The 18,070-nt window shown below is 65.7% G+C and carries 17 protein-coding genes; 8 read left to right on the top strand and 9 right to left on the bottom strand.

What is annotated here, in order from left to right; all coding sequences use genetic code 11:
- Nucleotides 1-94 precede the first annotated feature (94 nt).
- The 5 genes from A5780_RS37960 to A5780_RS37940 all read left to right on the top strand — a co-directional run bounded on the left by A5780_RS37960 (nt 95) and on the right by A5780_RS37940 (nt 6,096).
- Nucleotides 95-1,510: a thiolase family protein gene (locus A5780_RS37960; RefSeq protein ID WP_231983225.1), complete on the top strand. Its 1,416-nt coding sequence runs from the start codon at nt 95-97 to the stop codon at nt 1,508-1,510.
- Between the two features lie 28 nt (nt 1,511-1,538).
- The gene (locus A5780_RS37955; protein WP_064911441.1) at nt 1,539-2,426 is read left to right on the top strand and encodes an SMP-30/gluconolactonase/LRE family protein; all 888 of its coding nucleotides are present in this window, start codon (nt 1,539-1,541) and stop codon (nt 2,424-2,426) included.
- Between the two features lie 11 nt (nt 2,427-2,437).
- Nucleotides 2,438-3,274: an SDR family NAD(P)-dependent oxidoreductase gene (locus A5780_RS37950; protein ID WP_064911440.1), complete on the top strand. Its 837-nt coding sequence runs from the start codon at nt 2,438-2,440 to the stop codon at nt 3,272-3,274.
- Nucleotides 3,271-4,869: a class I adenylate-forming enzyme family protein gene (locus tag A5780_RS37945; protein WP_064911439.1), complete on the top strand. Its 1,599-nt coding sequence runs from the start codon at nt 3,271-3,273 to the stop codon at nt 4,867-4,869. The genes A5780_RS37950 and A5780_RS37945 overlap by 4 nt, the downstream gene beginning before the upstream one ends.
- 345 nt (nt 4,870-5,214) lie before the next feature.
- Nucleotides 5,215-6,096, top strand: a complete 882-nt coding sequence (locus A5780_RS37940; protein ID WP_231983224.1) for an MBL fold metallo-hydrolase — start codon at nt 5,215-5,217, stop codon at nt 6,094-6,096.
- 877 nt (nt 6,097-6,973) lie between these two features.
- Here A5780_RS37940 and A5780_RS37935 read toward each other — a convergent pair.
- The 4 genes from A5780_RS37935 to A5780_RS37920 all read right to left on the bottom strand — a co-directional run bounded on the left by A5780_RS37935 (nt 6,974) and on the right by A5780_RS37920 (nt 10,187).
- On the bottom strand, nt 6,974-7,819 hold the full coding sequence (locus A5780_RS37935) for an SDR family oxidoreductase (RefSeq protein WP_064911437.1): 846 nt from the start codon (nt 7,817-7,819) through the stop codon (nt 6,974-6,976).
- A gap of 87 nt (nt 7,820-7,906) precedes the next feature.
- Nucleotides 7,907-8,713: an SDR family oxidoreductase gene (locus A5780_RS37930; protein WP_064911436.1), complete on the bottom strand. Its 807-nt coding sequence runs from the start codon at nt 8,711-8,713 to the stop codon at nt 7,907-7,909.
- Entirely contained in the window at nt 8,710-9,387 is a 678-nt protein-coding gene (locus A5780_RS37925) for a hypothetical protein (RefSeq protein ID WP_063010360.1), read from the bottom strand. The genes A5780_RS37930 and A5780_RS37925 overlap by 4 nt, the downstream gene beginning before the upstream one ends.
- A 20-nt stretch (nt 9,388-9,407) precedes the next feature.
- Entirely contained in the window at nt 9,408-10,187 is a 780-nt protein-coding gene (locus A5780_RS37920; protein WP_227462821.1) for an alpha/beta hydrolase, read from the bottom strand.
- 346 nt (nt 10,188-10,533) lie between these two features.
- Here A5780_RS37920 and A5780_RS37915 point away from each other — a divergent pair, with 346 nt between their 5' ends.
- Nucleotides 10,534-11,160, top strand: coding sequence for a TetR/AcrR family transcriptional regulator (locus tag A5780_RS37915; RefSeq protein ID WP_063010364.1), 627 nt, complete (start codon nt 10,534-10,536; stop codon nt 11,158-11,160).
- Nucleotides 11,161-11,259: 99 nt separating this feature from the next.
- The gene (locus tag A5780_RS37910) at nt 11,260-12,786 is read left to right on the top strand and encodes an NAD(P)/FAD-dependent oxidoreductase (protein WP_063010366.1); all 1,527 of its coding nucleotides are present in this window, start codon (nt 11,260-11,262) and stop codon (nt 12,784-12,786) included.
- A 116-nt stretch (nt 12,787-12,902) separates the two neighbouring features.
- On the opposite strand, the gene A5780_RS37905 is transcribed toward A5780_RS37910, so the two are convergent.
- Entirely contained in the window at nt 12,903-14,468 is a 1,566-nt protein-coding gene (locus A5780_RS37905; protein WP_064911435.1) for an FAD-dependent monooxygenase, read from the bottom strand.
- Between the two features lie 269 nt (nt 14,469-14,737).
- Here A5780_RS37905 and A5780_RS37900 point away from each other — a divergent pair, with 269 nt between their 5' ends.
- Nucleotides 14,738-15,316, top strand: a complete 579-nt coding sequence (locus A5780_RS37900) for a TetR/AcrR family transcriptional regulator (protein ID WP_063010370.1) — start codon at nt 14,738-14,740, stop codon at nt 15,314-15,316.
- 56 nt (nt 15,317-15,372) lie between these two features.
- Here the strand turns inward: A5780_RS37900 and A5780_RS37895 are convergent, their stop codons facing one another.
- The 4 genes from A5780_RS37895 to A5780_RS37880 form a co-directional block, all read right to left on the bottom strand.
- Nucleotides 15,373-15,873, bottom strand: coding sequence for a nucleoside deaminase (locus A5780_RS37895; protein WP_064911434.1), 501 nt, complete (start codon nt 15,871-15,873; stop codon nt 15,373-15,375).
- A gap of 38 nt (nt 15,874-15,911) precedes the next feature.
- Nucleotides 15,912-16,382: a cyanase gene (gene cynS / locus A5780_RS37890; protein ID WP_064911481.1), complete on the bottom strand. Its 471-nt coding sequence runs from the start codon at nt 16,380-16,382 to the stop codon at nt 15,912-15,914.
- A 51-nt stretch (nt 16,383-16,433) separates the two neighbouring features.
- Complete coding sequence (locus A5780_RS37885) at nt 16,434-16,877, bottom strand: carbonic anhydrase (RefSeq protein ID WP_064911433.1); 444 nt, start codon at nt 16,875-16,877, stop codon at nt 16,434-16,436.
- Nucleotides 16,878-17,124: 247 nt separating this feature from the next.
- Nucleotides 17,125-18,024: a cation diffusion facilitator family transporter gene (locus A5780_RS37880; protein WP_064911432.1), complete on the bottom strand. Its 900-nt coding sequence runs from the start codon at nt 18,022-18,024 to the stop codon at nt 17,125-17,127.
- Between the last annotated feature and the right edge of the window lie 46 nt (nt 18,025-18,070).

Raw genomic sequence — 18,070 nt, 5'->3', positions numbered from 1 at the left:
CCCGGAGCGCCGAACGCCGCCGCCAGCGTTCGAAGGGCAACACTTGACGACGTGATATTTCAGAACTACATTCTGAAATATCACACCTCGCTGCATGTCGGCCGAGACTGGCTGCGAGACCTCGCTGCCTTCGTCAGGCACTCGGTGCATGTGCGCTCGACGTCGATGGTGTGACCCAGGCGTGGCCGCGCAAAACCGCGCGGATTCCATGCGCCTCCTGGGAACGGATCTAGAGCTGTTTCTCAGCTCGGCGAAGAGGTGGTTCATGAGTGATGTATTCGTTGTCGGCACGTCCATGACACGTTTCGGGCCGTTTCCCGACGAATCGGTGAAGTCGCTGACGGCAACCGCTGTAACCGACGTCGTGGCCGATGCCGGAATATCCCTCGATCGATTGCAGGTCGCGTTCTTCTCGAACGCATCCCAGGATGTCATCGAGGGGCAGACCTCCACTCCGGGTCAATTCGCGCTACACAGTGCCGGGCTGGCGGGATTGCCTGTGGTCAATGTGGAAAACGGTTGCGCGTCGGGTTCGAGCGCATTGTGGTTGGCGGCGGCTCAGGTTCGTTCCGGCGCTGCTGATTACGCGCTGGCGATCGGTGCCGAGAAAATGGCCTTCCGCGACCCGGACCGCCGGGCTCTGGTCATGGAAGCGTTCGCCGGCGGGCTCGATCGGGAACGGGCCACCGAGACCGTTGCTTCGTTGCGGTCACTCGGCGCCGACATTGCCGGTGACTTCGGCGATGGGCATCGCACGATGATGATGGATGTCTACGCGGGATTGTGTCGAGCGCACATGGCTCGTTTCGGGACTACGCGCGAGCAATTGGCAGCGATCGCGTCGAAGAATCACACATACGCGTCGATGAACGACAAGTGCCACTACAACAAGCCCATGACCGCCGAGGAGATCCTGGCAGGTCGGCCGTTGGCTTACCCGCTGACCGTGCCGATGTGTTCTCCGTTGAGTGATGGTGCTGCGGCGGCGATCGTCACCAATCGCCAAGGGCTGCGACGGTTGTCGCTGGAGACGCAGCGCCGGGCGGTGCGAGTGCGCGCCTGTGAATTGCGGTCGGCTACCGACCGCGCGTGGGACGAGTTCGACCGGCACGTGATCCGCCGTGCCGCCTACGCCGCGTACGAGGCCGCCGGCGTGGGCCCGGGCGATGTCGACGTCGCCGAGGTGCACGACGCAGCGGCGTTCGGTGAGCTGTTCGCCAGTGAACTGCTGGGCTTCTGCCCGATCGGCGAAGGCGGACGCCTGGCCGAGTCCGGGGCGACGAGCATCGGCGGATCGATCCCGATCAACCCTTCCGGCGGATTGGTATCGCGCGGCCACCCGATCGGCGCGACCGGACTGGCGCAGATCCACGAACTGACCACCCAACTTCGCGGCGAGGCCGGAGCACGGCAGGTGGATCGCGCCCGCGTCGCCATCCAAGAAAACGGCGGCGCCTTCCTGGGCGTCGAAGAGGCCGCCGCGGTCGTCACGATCCTCACCGCCGAATAAGACCTACATTAGAACAGGATTTCCGATCATGAGCTACGAGGCTCGAATTGTCGCCACCGGCTTCACCTTCCCAGAAACACCCCGATGGCACTCTACCCGGCAGGCATTCTATTTTGTCGATATCGACGAGGGTGAGCTCTTCGAACTGAAAGACCGCACCGCCCGGAAGCTATACGCCGTCGATGATTTCGTCTCAGGTATGAGCTTCGACGACACCGACGGATTCTTCGTCGTATCCGGGCTGAAGCGGAAGATTCTCCACCTCACTGGTGTGCTCGACCGCGAGGGGAAATCCACCGAGTTCGTCGATCTCTCCGACCGGTTCGCCGCCGGAATGAACGACATGACCCGAGGATTCCGCGGGGAGCTGTACGTCGGCGGGTTCAATTTCGACGCGCTCGAACGCTTCAAGGACCCGACGCTGCCGTTGCGGCCGGGCACGTTCGTGCGCGTCTGGCCCGATGGGCGGGTCGAGGATGTCTCCGGACAGGTCACCTTCCCGAACGGGATCGTCATCCCGCCCAGTGGGGACCGGGTTCTCATGGCCGACACCTACGAACAGCGCATCAGCTCATGGTCGATGGATCCGGACGGCACGCTCGGTGAACAGACGGTATGGGCTGAATTCGGTGACGAATCGCCGGACGGAATCTGTCTCGATGCCGAAGGCGCCCTGTGGATCGCGTCGAACAATCACGTCATCCGGGTCCGTGAGGGCGGTGAGATCACCGACGAGATCGTCCTCGACGAAGGTCACGTCACCGCATGCGCTCTCGGCGGCGCCGACGGCAGGACCTTGTTGGTCACGGCAGCGGCATCGATCGATCGCACGGTCCTGCACGCCAGCCGGACCGGAGTCCTCTACGAAGCCCGAGTCGACGTTCCGGGCGCCGGACGCCCGTCACTCTACAAGTGAGGTGTCACGACATGCGATTGCACGGCAAACGTGCCCTCATCACCGGCGGGACCAGTGGAATAGGCCGCGCCGTCGTCGAGGCTTTCGTGGCCGAAGGGGCTGTGGTGACATTCTGCGGCCGCTCCGTCGAGCGGGGAAATGCCCTGGCCGCCAACGGGAATGGAAATGTCCGGTTCGTCGAAGCCGACGTCACGGTGCCCAGTGACGTCGACCGCCTCATCGAAACGGTGCTCACCGACGGTCCCATCGATTGCCTGGTCAACAACGCGGCAGCCGCCGAGACGAGTCCATTGCACGAGATGACCCCCGAACTGCTCGATACCTGCATGTGGTCGGTCTTCGGCAGTGTCGTGCTGATGACGAAGGCGGTTGCTACGACGATGCGGTCGACCGGCGGTGGATCGATCGTCAACATCGGCAGCACCGCCGGGCGCCGGGCCAACTCCTCGCCACCGATCTACAGCAGTCTCAAAGCCGCTGTCTCGCATCTGAGCCGGTGCCTCGCCCTGGAGCTGTCGGGAGATCGCATCCGCGTCAACACCATCTCACCCGGCGCGATCGTGACCCCGATATTTCAGGAAACCTTCGGCCTGAACGCCCTGCCCGGCGAACAAGCGATGGCGCTGATCGCCGAAGCACTGGCGAGCATCAATCCTAGCGGCCGCTGCGGGACGCCTACCGACATCGCCAAGGCTGTGGTCTTCCTCGCAAGCGACGACAGCACCTACATCACCGGCCAGGACCTCGTCGTCGATGGCGGCCTGACCGCGGGAAACACCCCGGTGGGACGCGCCGAGGAGCAGCGTCGTGTCGCTGAGGTCATCGCGAAAGGAGTATCGGACGGATGAGCATCATCGCAGTGTTGGAGCGAGGCCGCCGTGCGAGCGCAGGGCACCCAGCGGTGGTCACCGCGGATACCGAAATCAGCTACAACGAGCTACTGGTCGCCGTCCGGCGCACAGCCGGCGCGCTGAACCAGCATGGTTTCGGTACCGGAGATCGGATCGCGGTGCTGTCGCCCAATGATCCCGCGGCTTTGATCGCGTCCTACGGAGTGATGGCCTCGGGCGCCACCTACGTACCGGTCAGTGCCACCAACGGCTGGCGCGACGTGCAGTCGGCACTGCTGCGATTCGATTGCTGTGCGCTGATCTACCACGACTCCATGGTCGCGGCCATCGAACAGTTCCACGATGACCTTCCCGACACCATCACGCCGATGCGAATGTGTGGAGCCGACCGCGACCTCATTGCATCCCCGTGCGCTGGCGACCGCCTCCTCGACGACATCCAGAACGCAGCGGTGGATGCGATCCCGCGCACGCCGGCACTGACCGATATAGCTTGGCTCGGGCTGACCGGCGGCACCACCGGCAGTCCGAAGGGAGTGCAGGTCAGCTGGGCGGCAATGAACGCGTTCGTGCAGAAGTTCGTCGGTGAGTTCCCCACCCGCAACCCGAGGACGCTGGTGGCCACACCGTTGACCCACGGCGCCGGAATGCTGGCGATGGGGACCTTCGCTCGCGGCGGCACTGTCGTGGTCGCCAAAGGAGTGGTTGCCTCGCACTACCTGTCGATGCTCGAACAGTACGAAATCACCGAGGCGTTTCTTCCACCGACCGGAATCTACAAACTCCTCGATGACGAATCCGTACGCGAACACGATTACCGCGCACTGCAGCATTTGATCTACGCCGCCGCACCGATGTCTCTTCCGCGGCTCCGCGAGGCGATCGATGTATTCGGCCCCGTACTCACGCAGATGTACGGCCAGACCGAATGCCACACAATGATTTCGGTGATGAAACCCGAAGACCACTTCGTCGACGGAGACATCCATGGACAGGTCGCCGACGATGCGCGACTGTCCGGGTGCGGGTGGCCCAGCCTCGGGACGATCGTCGAGATCCGCGACGACGACGGACAAGCGCTGCTGACGGGAGAACTCGGCGAAATCTGTGTCTCCAGCGATCTCAACATGTCGGGCTACTACAACGCACCCGAGGAGACTGCCAAGACGCTGCGGAACGGCTTCGTCCACACCGGCGACATCGGCTACCTCGACGCGGACGGCTGCCTGCACATCGTCGACCGCAAAAAGGACATGGTCATCACGGGAGGCTTCAACGTCTATCCTGCCGAGATCGAGCCACTACTGCGGCGGAGACCGGAAATCGCCGACTGCGCTGTGGTCGGCATACCGGACGACTACTGGGGCGAAGCCCTCGTCGCAGCAGTCCAACTCACGAACGGCGCAGAAATCGATCCGGCCGACCTGATCGCCGACCTCCGCGGCGAGCTGGGCCCGATCAAAACACCCAAACACATCGTCGTGCTCGACCAGCTCCCCCTCACCGGCCTGGGCAAGATACTGAAGAAAGAGGTCCGCGTTGCCGTCATCGAAGTGCTCGAAAGGGCGAATAATCGAGTTCCGCGCCGGTGATCACCTGATCGAACAGCCGCACAGATTTGCGCAAATCCGGCGGACACCGAAACAGCAACAACCCTGATTCGCATTCGTTCGCGGAAAGGAAAAGCGATGTGCGGAATACAGTGCAATTCAGAGGATCCGATGCTGGCCGCACCGGCGGCGGGCCGCCGAATCCTGCTCGCGGGATTGGGCGGTATCGGGCTGGCGCTCGGAATGGCGGCATGCGGGCAGAGCGCCGTGACGCCCGCGCCGACCACCACTCGTGCGGCCGGTACCTCGAAACTCGAACTGATCCTGCTGGGAACCCGGGCCGGCCCACCCCCGGTCCCCGACCGGGCCGGCATCTCCACCGCCCTGGTGGTCGACGGCCACACATACCTGATCGATTGCGGACGTGCGTCGGTCAGCCAATTCTCCAAGGCGGGACTGAAATTCGGCTCGATTCGTTCGATCTTTCTCACCCATCTGCACATAGACCACCTCGCCGACTACTACAACTATTTCGTGCTGGGTGGTGCCAATTTCACCGATCCTCTGGGTGCCTCCGGACCGGTCGTCGTATACGGACCGGGTCCGGCGCGAGGACTGCCGCCGAGAGCCGGCGGCGGTACCGCGCCGACCGTCGCAGTCGCCGATCCCACTCCCGGTACCAAGGCGATGACCGGCAATCTCAATGCCGCATTCGCCTACTCGAGCAACATTTTAATGGTGGATGGCGGGGCGAATCCGACCACGCCGATAGACGTCCACGAGATCCAGATCCCACCGGTCGGAGCAGATTTCACCAATCGAGCACCCGTTATGCAGCCATTCCCGGTCATGAGTGATGGCACGGTGACGGTATCGGCTATATTGGTCCCTCACGGCCCGGTCTTCCCCGCATTCGCGTTTCGCTTCGATACCGAGTACGGCTCGGTCACCTTCTCCGGCGACACCACCTACACCGACAACATTCCGACGCTGGCGAAGAACACAGATGTGCTCGTACACGAGGCGATCAACATGGAGGGCGCGAAATTGTCCTCTGACCTGCGTAATCACTCGCTCGAATCGCATGTCGAAGTACAGAAGGTCGGTCCGATCGCGCAGCGAGCAGGGGCGAAAAAACTCGTGCTGACCCACATCGCCGATTCCCGCCCAGGCCCGCTCGATGCCCAACAATGGCATGCCTGGGCTCAGCAGGGCTACAACGGTGAAGTGATCGTCGGAACCGATCTGCAGAGAATCGTGGTCAAGTGACCCGCCGGGCCGAAGAGCGGCCAAACAGCCGTCATCCGCGCACATCGGCAGCTTGGATACCGATACTTCATCCGGTTAGCTGTGTGCACGAACATCGCGACGACCGGAGCGGCTGCGATTCCACGAAGAGGATCCCGCACGCGAGCGCGGCTGCTGGCTCGCATTCCCAACATCGCCTCTCGCACTTCCCATCGGCGCTCATGATGTCCAGCCGTGCCAGTTCGCTGCCTTCGACCGCGTCACCAACCCGCACGCTGGAGGCCGCATCCCCTGTTGTCGCCGTATCTCGGCCCATAACTGGGTCTGCTTGGTCTGGTGAAACTGTGCGCCGGGAGCAGGCGGGTGACGCGGTGTAATACGGCCGGCCGAATCGGCCGCACGGCGTCGACACTGTTGGCAGCGCGGTATCAACCACCCGGCCGCATTTGCAGCAGCAGCGTCGGCGGGTCCTCGAGACGGCTGATGTCGTGGTTGTGGTGGTCGCCGATGTGTTCACTGTGTTGCCGAAATCGCCGGTCGTTTGCGGGGATTTGGCATCAAATTTGGCATCACGACGGGATGAAACAGTTGGGGCGGGTCGGGATCGGAGACAGAGGGCGGACGGTGGTGCCCCTGTGGACCACACAGACAGGACGGTATGGCACATGAAGACACGGTCGGGATCGTCCCTCGTTGGCTCATAACCCAGAGGTCGCAGGTTCAAATCCTGTCCCCGCTACTACAGAGGGCGGTCCTGACCAGAGGTTCAGGGCCGCCCTCGACTCTTGCCGGGGTTGTCGGCATCGAATTCGACATCACGCGGAACCACGATGAACGTGGCATGAGCCGGCGCCGGGCGTGGCACAGCCACGAACTCGAGGTCTGTCCGGGCTTCCGATCAGCTCAGCGATGTGGGCCGGGTGGGCTCGATGTAGCGGGTGGCTAGGGTGGCAAGAATTCGCTGGTAGGACGAGCCGAGGATGCGGACGAGGAGGTCGCTCACGTGGGCGTCGGCGCCGACGAGGATCTTGGCCTTGCCCTTGGCCGTTCCGTCCAGGATGACGCGGGCCGCCTTCTCGGGGGTGGTGCGAGCGAGGCGGTCGAACAGCTGGACGAGGTGCTGCAGCTCCTCGGGGTTGGTGCCGGTGGCCTTCGTCGCGATGGCGGTGCGAACGCCGCCGGGGTGCACGCTGGACACGGTGACCGGATGTCCGGCGGTGAGCGTTTCCTGGCGTAGCGATTCGGTGAAACCTCGAACAGCGAATTTGGCCGCGTTGTAGGCACTTTGAGTGGGAACGGCGAACAGGCCGAAGACGCTCGAGGTGTTGGCGATGCGGCCGTCGCCGGAGGCGATCAGGTGTGGCAGGAACGCCTTGGTGCCGTGCACGACACCCCAGTAGTCGACATCGAGGACGCGGGACAGATCTTTGATGTCGCTGTTCTCGACGGTACCGACGAAACCGATTCCGGCGTTGTTGAATACGTCGTGCACGGCCCCGAACCGCGCGAGGACGGTCTCGGCAAACCGCAGCATCTGTTCGTATTCGGCGACGTCGAGGACGGCTGTCTCCACTCGGGCGTTGTAGGCGAAGCATCGGGCAGCGGTTTCGGCGAGCTCTTCGGCGTCGAGGTCGCACAATGCCAGGTGTGCGCCGCGGCGGGCGAGTTCGATTGCGAGGCTGCGACCCATTCCTGATGCGGCGCCGGTGACGACGGCGACGCGGCCGCGGTAAGGCTCGGACATGATTCTCCGGTAAGAGTTTCGGTGGTGGGTACGAAGGCGATTGCAGGTGGTCGGTGCGGCATCGGGGGTCCGCACCGACCGCGGAAATCAACTGTCGATGCGGTTCAGGTAGGCGCGGCGCCGCTGCTGGTCGTACCGGCCGGGTTCGCGACCGACGAATTGGCGCTTGACCGCGCGCAGAGCCGTCTCGGGAATACCTTGTTCGACGGTGCCCATCGGAGCGAGCCATCGTGGGATCGTCACTTCGGCACGCCGGTGGCGAACGGTATCGGCGATCGCCTCGCCCACTTCCGCGGGGTGCAAGGTGGGTTGCAGTTTCAGGTTCACCCCCGATGTCAGTTCGGTGTGCACGGCGGCGGGCATCACGGTGGTGACGGTGACGCCGGTGCCGTCGAGTTCGGCGCGGACCGCGCGGGACAGCGCGCCGACGGCGAATTTCGAGGCGCAGTAGACCGCCGCGCCCGGGGTAGTGACCTTGGCGGCCATGGACGCGACATTGACGATGTGGCCGCGTCCGCGCGCGACCATTCCCGGCAAAGCCAGACTCATGCCATTGATCACCCCGCCGACATTGATGGCGATCTCGCGGTGGTGCCCGGCCAGGTCCAGCTCGAGGAAGGGTGCCAGGCGCATGATGCCCGCGTTGTTGACCAGTACGTCGACGGGACCGGTTTCGGTGGCGGCGTTCAAGAATTCGGCGAAGCTGCCCGAATCGGTGACGTCGAGTTGGGCGGCGTGTCCGCCGATCTCGGCGGCGGTCGCCTCGGCCACGGGAAGGTCGATATCGCCGATCCAGACCTGGGCGCCGCGCGCGGCGAGCGCGATGGCGGTGGCGCGGCCGATTCCGCGTGCCCCGCCGGTGACGCAGGCGACCGTCCCGTCCAGTCGCATCATCGGTTCGTCTCCCGCAGCGGTGCGCGCAGCGCGAAGTAGCCGATGACCCGGATCTCGCCGGTTCGCGAACCCATCAGTGCGCGGCCCAGATACACCCCGGGCACCAGTTCGACGAGTTCATCGCGAACTCGTTCGATGGGCACGATCCTCGAACGGGGGTTGCCGAGCGCTGGGTCGGTGTAGGTGACCGCCGCGACCTGAACGAACGGTGCGAGCGAAGCACGTTCTACGCGATAGCCGAAGCGGAAACCCTGGTAGACCGCACTCGTCCGGACCCAGCCGCTGTACCGCGGCACCGCGGCCCGTAACGCGAGGTAGGCGATGCGGTTGAGGCGGTTGTACCCGGTCGCGGTGGCGGCGTCGAAACTCTTGCCCACCCACCCGGGTTCGACGGCGACTACCGGATTGAGCAGAGCCGCTTCCGGAATCCCGAACAACTTGCCCGCGATCATCCCCTCGTAGTCGCCGTCCAACTGTGGGGCCGTGCCTTGGGCGAACAGAGCTGCCAACAGCTCACGGTCGTCGGTGTCGGCCGCCCCTCGCAGATAGTCCCAGCACGCCGCGGCGGCGCGTGCCGGTGCCGAACCGGCCAGTTCACGCAGCTCCCCGAGCAGCGATGTCGGTTGTCTGCGGGCAGCGCCGGAGCTGCGGCGGGATGAGGTTCCAGTAGTCATCGAGATTCCTTTCTGAAGTGTCAGGCCGCTGCCGAGGAGGCTGCGGTCCGGACGTGCTCGCGGATGAAGCGGGCGATTTCCGCGGTGAGTTGCCTGCTTTCGGGCAGGTACGGGAACACCACCGGGAAGGCGTGGATCTGGCCGTACCAGATGTGCAGTTCGCACGGCACACCTGCCGCGTCGAGGCCGGCGGCCATGACTTCGGAATCCAGGCGCAGGAACTCGTCGTCGCAGGCGGCCAGCAGGGTCGGGGGTAGGACGCGGAGGTCGCCGTTGACCGGCGACAGCGCTGTATCGATGCGGCCGTCGCGGGCACAGCCGAGTTCGGCGATGCGCGTGAATGCCGCGGTGGGCAGATATGCCTCGGTCATCGCATTGTGGTGTGCGAGTTTGGCGGTGAGGTCGAGGTCGAGCCACGGGCTCAGCGCGACCACCGCCGCCGGGGCCGGCAATTGCTCGCCGGCGACCCCGAGCGCGGTGCTCAGCGCGAGGAATCCGCCTGCCGAATCCCCGGCGAAGACGACCGATTCGCTACCGACGCCGTGGTCGAGGAGCCACCGGTAGGCGGCCAGGCAGTCGCGCACCGACTCCGGAACCGTGGCCTCGGGCAGATAGCGGTAGCGCACCTGCACGACCGGCAACCCCGTGGCTCGCGACAATTCAGCGACCAGGCGACGGTGTGTGTGCAAGCCTCCGGCGACGAAACCGCCGCCGTGGAAATACAGCACCGCGCCTGCGCCGAACCCGTCCGGCGCCTCGGCTGCGCGCACGATCTCACAGCGCACCGTCCTCGTTGTCACCGCTTCGACCCGCACAGGGGTGCGGACACACAGTGCTCGGGATCCGAGGTCGACAAGCCCTCCGACGCGTATCGCGAGCGGAGAGATCGGTACCCGGCGCAGTGCCGGTCGTACCAGCTCGCGCACTGCGGCCGTCGCCAGCTGCGAGCGCACGCTGGGGTGACGGGAGTGGGCACCGAAATGGTGACGTCGCATGAGTGGCATGGCAGCACCTCTCTGAGAAGGCGGTTCCGAGCAGCGGCGGGGCGGCCGGACGAGGAAGATGAAGCGAGCGTTTCATGTTGAAACGCCTGATGTCAATACGTGCTCGGCCGTCCGTGTCTCGGCGCGGTGAGAGGATCGGCTGATGAGCTCTCCGAAGCTGTGGCGCGGGCAGACCCTGAAGGATCGCTCGCTGGACCGCCGCGAACAGATGCTGGACGTGGGCGAAGAATTGCTCGGCACCGGCGGGGTATCGGCGGTGACGACCCGCGCGGTGATGCGGCAGACCAATCTCAGTCCGCGCTACTTCTACGAAACCTTCGACAGCCGTGAGGATCTCATCATCGCGGTGTACGACAGGGTCGAATCCCGGCTGTTCGAACGGATGCGCGGCGTCCGCACCGCCGACGGGCTACGCGCGGCGATCCGCGAGATCTTCGAGATCTGCGCGCAATACTTCGAGGAGGATCCCGGCCGTGCGCGCATCCTGCTGCGCGAACCGCTCGCCGACGACACCTTGCGCCGGCACAGTGCCGACCGCGCTCCGACATTTCTGCGAATGCTCATTCCGGTTCTCGGCGCCGAAGCCGGTGCGATCGTCCCTGCCGACGAGGAAGCTCTCGCGATCGCGGCCACGGCCCTGAGTGGCAGCCTCGTGTCGTTGTATCTCGAATGGGTCGACGGGCGGCTGTCGGTCAGTCGGGAACGACTCGCCACCGCTGCGGTGGCAACAGTATTCGCCCAGCTCGAGGCGGTGCGGCAACACGACTGAGGCGATGGGGCTTGACAATGCGCGGCCGTAAGTTGAAACATGCGTTTCAAGATGAAGCGCGCGTTACCGCTTACTGCTTCCCGGAAGGACTCCTCGACCATGACCGTCGACCTCATTGCACCGCAGCACCGCGACAAGCGCACTCCGCCGGACCGGCATATCGTGATCGTCGGTGCCGGAATAGCCGGCATCGGAATGGCGATCACCCTGCGCCGCAATGGAATCGACAACTTCACCGTGCTCGAGCGGGCCGGTGATATCGGCGGTGTCTGGCGTGACAACGTCTATCCCGGAGTCGGTGCCGATGTGCCGTCCTTCAGCTACCAGTTCTCGTTCGAGAAGAACCCCGGCTGGTCGCGACTGTTTCCGAAGGGCGAGGAGATCAAGCGCTACCTCGACCGCTGCGTCGAGAAATACGACATCGCGCGGCACATCGAACTCGGCACAGAAGTGCTCGAACGTCGTTGGTCCGAAGACGAGCGCGTCTGGTATGTGCATACCAACCACGGCGAGTTCACCAGCCGCTATGTCATCAGTGCTCTCGGTCCCTTCGTCAATCCTCGCACTCCCTCCATTCCGGGGCTCGAGGATTTCACCGGCATCGTCATGCGATCTCAGCAGTGGGATCACCGCCAGGACCTGACGGCTCGACGAGTCGCGGTCATCGGCACCGGCGCCAGCGCGGTACAACTGGTCCCGAAAGTCGCCGAAACCGCGGCACATCTCACCGTCTTCCAGCGTCGCCCCATCCACGTATTGCCCAAACTCGACATCCCCGTCCCCGGCCCGCTGCAGCGCGTGATCGCCGCCGTCCCCGGTAGCCAGGACGCACTGCGACTCGCCTTCACGGCCCAGGTCGAGGTGCTGCTCGTCGCGGTCGCGGCCTACGGTAAATCGGTCGCACCGTTGGCGCGGGGGCTCTCCGCCGCGAGCCGGGCGCTGCTGTTCGCTCAGGTCCGCGATCCCGGACTGCGGGAAAAGCTCACGCCCGACTACGATTTCGGCTGCAAACGCCCCAGTGTGTCCAACGCCTGGTACCGCACGTTCACTCGTGACAACGTCAGTCTCGTCACCGAGCCCATCGATCGCATCACCCCGACCGGCGTCCGCACCGTCGACGGCGCCGAGCACCCTGTCGACGTCCTCGTCCTGGCTACGGGCTTCCATTTCGCTCACGAACCGATCAACTACCGGATCTCCCCGGTGCAGACCAGCGATGGATTCGACCTCGCGGACTTCTTCGAAACCGAAGCCCTGCAGTCCTACGAAGGCGTCAGTCTCCCCCAACTGCCCAATGCCTTCTCGCTGTTCGGTCCCTATTCCTGGTCGGGCGGCTCGTATCACGTCATGGTCGAGACGCAGGCCAATCACATCATCCGGGTCCTGCGCGAAGCCGAGCGCCGCGGCGCCGATCGGGTAGCCGTGCGGCCCGAGGCCAACGCCCGCTTCCTGGCGTTCGTTCGCGCGCGGGCCGACAATTCGCTGCTCGCGATCAGCAACTGCGCATCAGCCAACAGCTACTACTTCGACCATCACGGCGACTTCAGCTCCTTGCGCCCCACTACCGGACTGCAAGCCTGGTGGACCAGCCGCACCTTCCCCCTCGACGATTACGCCTACAACTAGCAATCCGGCCTTGCGCAGGCTCGAAAGATACTCCCCGTGTCATGAGATCGAATTCGGCCATCCCGACGTCGTGTTGATCCGGCGCCACATTTCGAGCGTTGCGGCCGCCGGCCGCACTAGCCGCCGATCGGAGTTTCCGACGGAACACCGGGCGTCACGGGTGCGCCGAACCAGAGCTGCAGTGCGGCGCGCAGGCCGGACTCCGCGGTGTCCGCGGGTTCGCCGACGGTCGCGGCCCAGGCTATGTGCGCATCCGGGCGGATGAGGAGGGCGTCGGCGGTCCGATCGGCGGTCTCGGCGGTGCGAATCTCGATGCGGTGTCCCCATTCTCGTGCCGCCGCGCGCAGCTCCGGCCGTCCGGCGAGATCGAGCAGGACGGGCCGTGCGTCGTGCAGCAGCGTCGCGACGTCGGTGCTGCCCTCGCCGGTGCGCAGGGCCAGGTTGGGTGCGAAGGTGCCGGTCGCGGCGTGGCCGTTCGGGTTCGGCAGTTCATAGCGGATATCGGCGCCGGCGATGAGGGCGCCCATGCGCCGCAGGGGCTGATCGTCGGTGAGGAGCTCCTGAAAGACCGCCCGCAGCGCCTCGGCCGCCGGGTCGTGCCCACGCCGCAGCGCCACCTGCGCACGGGTGTGCAGCATGGTGCGCGCCGCCGCGAAATACCGTTCGTCGTGGTAGCTGTCCAGCAGTCCGTCCGGCGCCCAGCCCTGGACTTCGGCGGCCAGCTTCCACGCCAGGTTGACCGCGTCCAGCATGCCGGCGTTGAGGGCCACGCCCGTGGCCGGGAACAGATGGGCCGCATCGCCGGCCAGCAGGATCCGGCCCTCGCGACAGCGTTCGGCCTGCCGGGCCTTGAAGGTGAAACGTGACAGCCGATGCGTCTGTGCCACAGGGAGTTCCGCGCCGAGCACGCGGCGGATGCTGTCCTGCAGTTCGGTGACGGTCAGCGGTACGTCGTCGTCGTATTCGACGGACTCGTCCTCGATCGTGTAGACCGACAACACCTCCGACGTGGGCGAGACGCCCATCCCGAACAGCCCGCGGTCGGTCCGCGTGAACCCCGCCCTGATGGTTCCGAAACCGTCGACGTCGAGGTCGCCGTTGTCGTGCCGGGTCACCGAATCGGGCACCGTGATCTGGGCCAGCCGGTTGACCTCCGGATAGACGATGCCGGGGAACGGAATTGCGGCCAGCTCGCGAATCCGGCTGCGGGCGCCGTCGCAGCCCACGAGGTAGCGGGCGGTGACCCGATAGGTGCCGTCCGGGCCCCGCACGTGGGCGGTGACCGCGTCGGTGCCCTGCGTCACGTCCAGCACCTGATGTCCGCGCCGGATGTCGACGCCGAGTTCATCGGCGCGTTCGCCGAGCACCCGCTCGAGCTGCTGTTGCGGCAGCGGCAAGGCGTGCATCGGCGACTCGGCGAGCCCGGTGAGGTCCACATGGACACCGCCGAACGGGAACCGCGGAGCCGGTATCGGGTCGGTGCAGGCCGCTTCGAACCGGTCCAGCAGGCCCCGGTAGCGCAACAACTCGAGAATCTGCCCGCCGAGCCCACCGGCCTTCGGAGTGTCGCGGGGTCGCGGTTGCCGTTCCAGCACCAGCGGCCGGACTCCGGCCGCCTGCAGTTCGGCGGCCAGCATCAGACCGGTCGGGCCCGCGCCCACGATGATCACGTCGGTATGCATTCCACTCCTGTTCCGGCCGTTTCCGGCCGGTCGAACGATTCGGACATCCGGCACTGTCGGCCGTTACCGGGCCCCGTGCCTGCCGTGCCGGGGCCACCCGCCCTTGGAATTGGTGACTGTGCGCGGAGGCACGGGACGTGTGACGAAGCGCCGTTGGTCGGCCTGGGCAGGGAAGGTGGTGTGGTGCTTTCGCATATCGTTACCGCCTCAGATGTAGTACTCTGAACGAAGTGTTTTGAACCGTAGTACTACGAATGGAGTGGTGTCAAGTGGTGCGCACGAATCCGGAACGCCGGCAGGCTCTACTGGACGCGTCCATCGAGGTCCTGGCCCGGGAGGGGGCGCGCGGGCTGACCTTTCGGGCGGTGGATCAGGAGGCGGGAGTGCCCGCGGGAACGGCGTCCAACTACTTCCCCAACCGGGATGCGCTGCTCGTTCAGGTCGGCCATCGCTATTACGAGCGGCTGATCCCGAGCGAGGAAGCGATGGCGAAATCGCGTGGGCCGCAGACCCGCGAGACCATGACCGAACTCATGACCGAGGTGGTCGAGCGAGTCTTCCATTTCCGCACCGGCTATCTCGCGATCCTCGAACTGCGGTTGGAGGCAACCCGTCGTCCCGAACTGCAGGCGCTGCTGACCGAGCGAGTGCGCGCGGATCTGGACTTCAACATCAGCAACTTCCGGGAGTCGCAGCTGCCCGGCGACGAGGACGCCGTGGTGCTGTTGTACCTCGCGCTGAACTGGCTCATTCTCGAAAGGCTCACGCTCCCCGGAATTTTCGACGAGAAGCGGGCCGCCGAACTGGTCCGCACGATCGTGGAGCGCGCCATCCCCGCCGCCGGTTGATCGGCGTTCGGGTGAACGTCGACTCCGCTATCGACGCGCATCGTGCCGCGGCGGGATCAGCGGCCCGTCGGTGCTCCCGCCACCCGGCGCTCGCCGTTGTTGCGTTCCTGCCACCGGCGGTAGACGTCGACCGCGTCGGCGCGGGATTCGTGGCGCATCGGCAGGCGGCGTTGATCCCACGGCTTGGCGAACTCGTCGTAGAAGGTGCCGAGCTCGAAGTACTTCCGGTCGTCGACGTAGTGCGGAGCGTAGGCCTCGCGGGTGGTGAGAAAGACGACCTCGTCGGGGGAGCAGTAGTACAGCGCGCCCAGGCACATCGGACAGGGCAGGGCGAGGATGTAGATCGTGGCACCGGTCAGATGTTCGGTGCCGAGGGTGGTGCAGGCCCGGCGGATCGCGAGGATTTCCGCGTGGGCGGTCGGGTCGGCGGTCTGGGCGACCAGGTTGGGGCTTTCGGCGAGAATTTCCCCGTCCTTCACGACGACCGTCGCGAACGGCCGGCCGCCCTCCTCGACGTTGCGGCGGGCCAGATCGATGGTGTGTTGTGCGAAATCCATTGCACTCCTCGATGAGTCGATTTCGGAGCGGTGGTTGCTCAGAAGGGTTCGGTGGGCAGGTACTTGCCGTCCAGCGTGATCACGGCGCGTTCGCCGCCCTCCGGATCGGGCACCTTGCGCACGTCGAGCTTGAAGTTGATGGCGCTGATGATGCCGTCGCCGAACTGCTCGTGGACCAGCGCCTTGAGCGTGGTGCCGTATACCTGCAGCATTTCGTAGAAGCGGTAGATCGTCGGATCCGTCGGCACACCACCCGGAATCGACCCGCGGGTGGGGATGGTCTGCAGCAGCGCCGCCGCGTCGTCGCCCAGGCCGAGCAGCTCGGCCACGGCTTCCGCGGACTGTTTCGGCAGCGGATGCTGGCCGAGGATCGCCGCGGTCACGAAGGCCGTCGAATAGCCGGCGGTGTCGGCGATCTGCTGCCAGGTGAGATCTTTGGCGATCTTCGCCTCGACCGCCGTGACGGCCAGCGCCTGGCGGACGGCCGGATCGAATTGTGCGTGCACCATAGTGATCTCCTTTCTTTCGACCGCCGGATCTGCCGGCGGCACAGGGGGGTTTCAGGCGGCGATGGTTCGGTCGTCACCGGCTGGCTCGATCACCGTGACGGCGCCGGTGCCGATATCGAAGACCCAGCCCTCGACGGTGACGGCGCCGGTCGGCAACGCTCGCGCCACCGCCGGGTGGGTGGCCAGATTCGCCTGCTGGGCAACGACATTCGCGCGAATCAGGGCCGCGGTCGCTTCCGAGCCCGGGCGGTCGATACTGGCCGCCACGCCGTCGGCGCCCGGCCCGTAGGCGGGAACGAGATTGCCCGCGGTGCGAATCACGAACAGCTCACCGGGTTCACTGCTGGTGATCAGTTCGGGGACGACGCGTGCGTCCGAGCAGCCGATGAACAGCGTGGCGGGCGTGTGAGTCGTCGTGAGCCAAGCGAACAACTGCGCCTTGGCGGGGAAGACGGCGTCGCGGAAGTGCGTGACGCCGGTGGTGAGGTCATGCATGGAGCGCTCCGTTCGGAGTGGCTGGGGGACTGAGACCAGCCTGCATGACCAGTGGCTATAGGGAGTGGCCGTGGTCGGCGACGGCCAGCAGATACCGGATGTGGCGCAGCTCCATCGACCAACTATAGGTCGCACCAATGGCACTGATGGGGACAGTGTCTTGGACACTAGCTGCTGTTCGGCGTGGGGGAGGAGGCGCTGGTCCCGTTTCGGCGTTATGCCGAAACCGTCGGCTCGGCAACGTCGTTCACGTCACTGCCCACTCCACCCAGTGGCGATCCGCGGTGAAGACCACCGATGTCGAGTGGTGGTAGTTCCGGGCGTTGAGCTGGGCGTCGATATCGGCGCGGATGGCGTCGAAGGATTCGACGGTGCGTTCCGGCGTCCGGGGACCGAGGACGAAGGCGAGTTCCAGATCGAGGCGGCTGCCCACGGTGGAGGCGCGAACGAAGGATTCGGCGAAGCCGTGGGTGGTGCGGACGCAGTCGCACAGTCGCTCGACGTCGGTGACCACCGAGCGCGGGGCGGCCATGGTGAGAATTTCGCGAAAAGCGGAGCGGAACAACCGGATCGGGATCCAGAGATAAGCCAGGGACACGATGATCACGAGCGTGGGGTCGACGTAGCGGGCGATGTCGCCGCGACCGGCGGACTCCAATGCCACCGCCGCGCCGAATCCGGCCAGGGTGACCAGGCTGAAGGCCGCATCGCCGCCCCATTCGGCGGCCTCGGCCCGCACCAGTCCCGAACCGGAGCGTGCGGCCCGCCACAGCACCAGCGCCACCAGCACACTGAGCAGTGACGCGGTGATCGCGTACGCCAGCGCGGAGACCGCCGACACGGCCCGGCCGCCGTGCAGGATCTCGCGCACCGCGTTCACAGATCCGTAGACACACAGCCCGCCCAGCGCGGTCGAGCGCACCACGATGACGACCGGCTCCCAGGTCTCGCGCCCCCACGGATACGACGCGTCGGCCCCCTTGGCGACGGTCCGCTGCGCCGCCACCGACACCGCCGAAAGCGCGATGCCCACAAGCGAATACAGTCCGTCGAACACGATCATCTGCGATCCCGCGGCCAGCCCCCACGCCAGCGAGACCACCACGAACACCACCGAGGCCCACATCGAGAACACGAGCGCGCGCATGCGCTCACGCTACGACCCGGCCGTCGCCGACGGACCGATTCCGCCC

This window comes from Nocardia sp. 852002-20019_SCH5090214 (assembly GCF_001665865.1).
GTDB classification, from domain to species: Bacteria; Actinomycetota; Actinomycetes; order Mycobacteriales; family Mycobacteriaceae; genus Nocardia; species Nocardia nova.
This window is presented reverse-complemented; position numbering and strand designations above follow the sequence as displayed.

Coding starts and splice junctions, on each gene's coding strand:
- A5780_RS37960 (WP_231983225.1), top strand. CDS start 95: ATGTCGGCCGAGACTGGCTGCGAGACCTCGCTGCCTTCGTCAGGCACT.
- A5780_RS37955 (WP_064911441.1), top strand. CDS start 1,539: ATGAGCTACGAGGCTCGAATTGTCGCCACCGGCTTCACCTTCCCAGAA.
- A5780_RS37950 (WP_064911440.1), top strand. CDS start 2,438: ATGCGATTGCACGGCAAACGTGCCCTCATCACCGGCGGGACCAGTGGA.
- A5780_RS37945 (WP_064911439.1), top strand. CDS start 3,271: ATGAGCATCATCGCAGTGTTGGAGCGAGGCCGCCGTGCGAGCGCAGGG.
- A5780_RS37935 (WP_064911437.1), bottom strand. CDS start 7,819: ATGTCCGAGCCTTACCGCGGCCGCGTCGCCGTCGTCACCGGCGCCGCA.
- A5780_RS37930 (WP_064911436.1), bottom strand. CDS start 8,713: ATGATGCGACTGGACGGGACGGTCGCCTGCGTCACCGGCGGGGCACGC.
- A5780_RS37925 (WP_063010360.1), bottom strand. CDS start 9,387: ATGACTACTGGAACCTCATCCCGCCGCAGCTCCGGCGCTGCCCGCAGA.
- A5780_RS37915 (WP_063010364.1), top strand. CDS start 10,534: ATGAGCTCTCCGAAGCTGTGGCGCGGGCAGACCCTGAAGGATCGCTCG.
- A5780_RS37910 (WP_063010366.1), top strand. CDS start 11,260: ATGACCGTCGACCTCATTGCACCGCAGCACCGCGACAAGCGCACTCCG.
- A5780_RS37905 (WP_064911435.1), bottom strand. CDS start 14,468: ATGCATACCGACGTGATCATCGTGGGCGCGGGCCCGACCGGTCTGATG.
- A5780_RS37895 (WP_064911434.1), bottom strand. CDS start 15,873: ATGGATTTCGCACAACACACCATCGATCTGGCCCGCCGCAACGTCGAG.
- cynS (WP_064911481.1), bottom strand. CDS start 16,382: ATGGTGCACGCACAATTCGATCCGGCCGTCCGCCAGGCGCTGGCCGTC.
- A5780_RS37885 (WP_064911433.1), bottom strand. CDS start 16,877: ATGCATGACCTCACCACCGGCGTCACGCACTTCCGCGACGCCGTCTTC.
- A5780_RS37880 (WP_064911432.1), bottom strand. CDS start 18,024: ATGCGCGCGCTCGTGTTCTCGATGTGGGCCTCGGTGGTGTTCGTGGTG.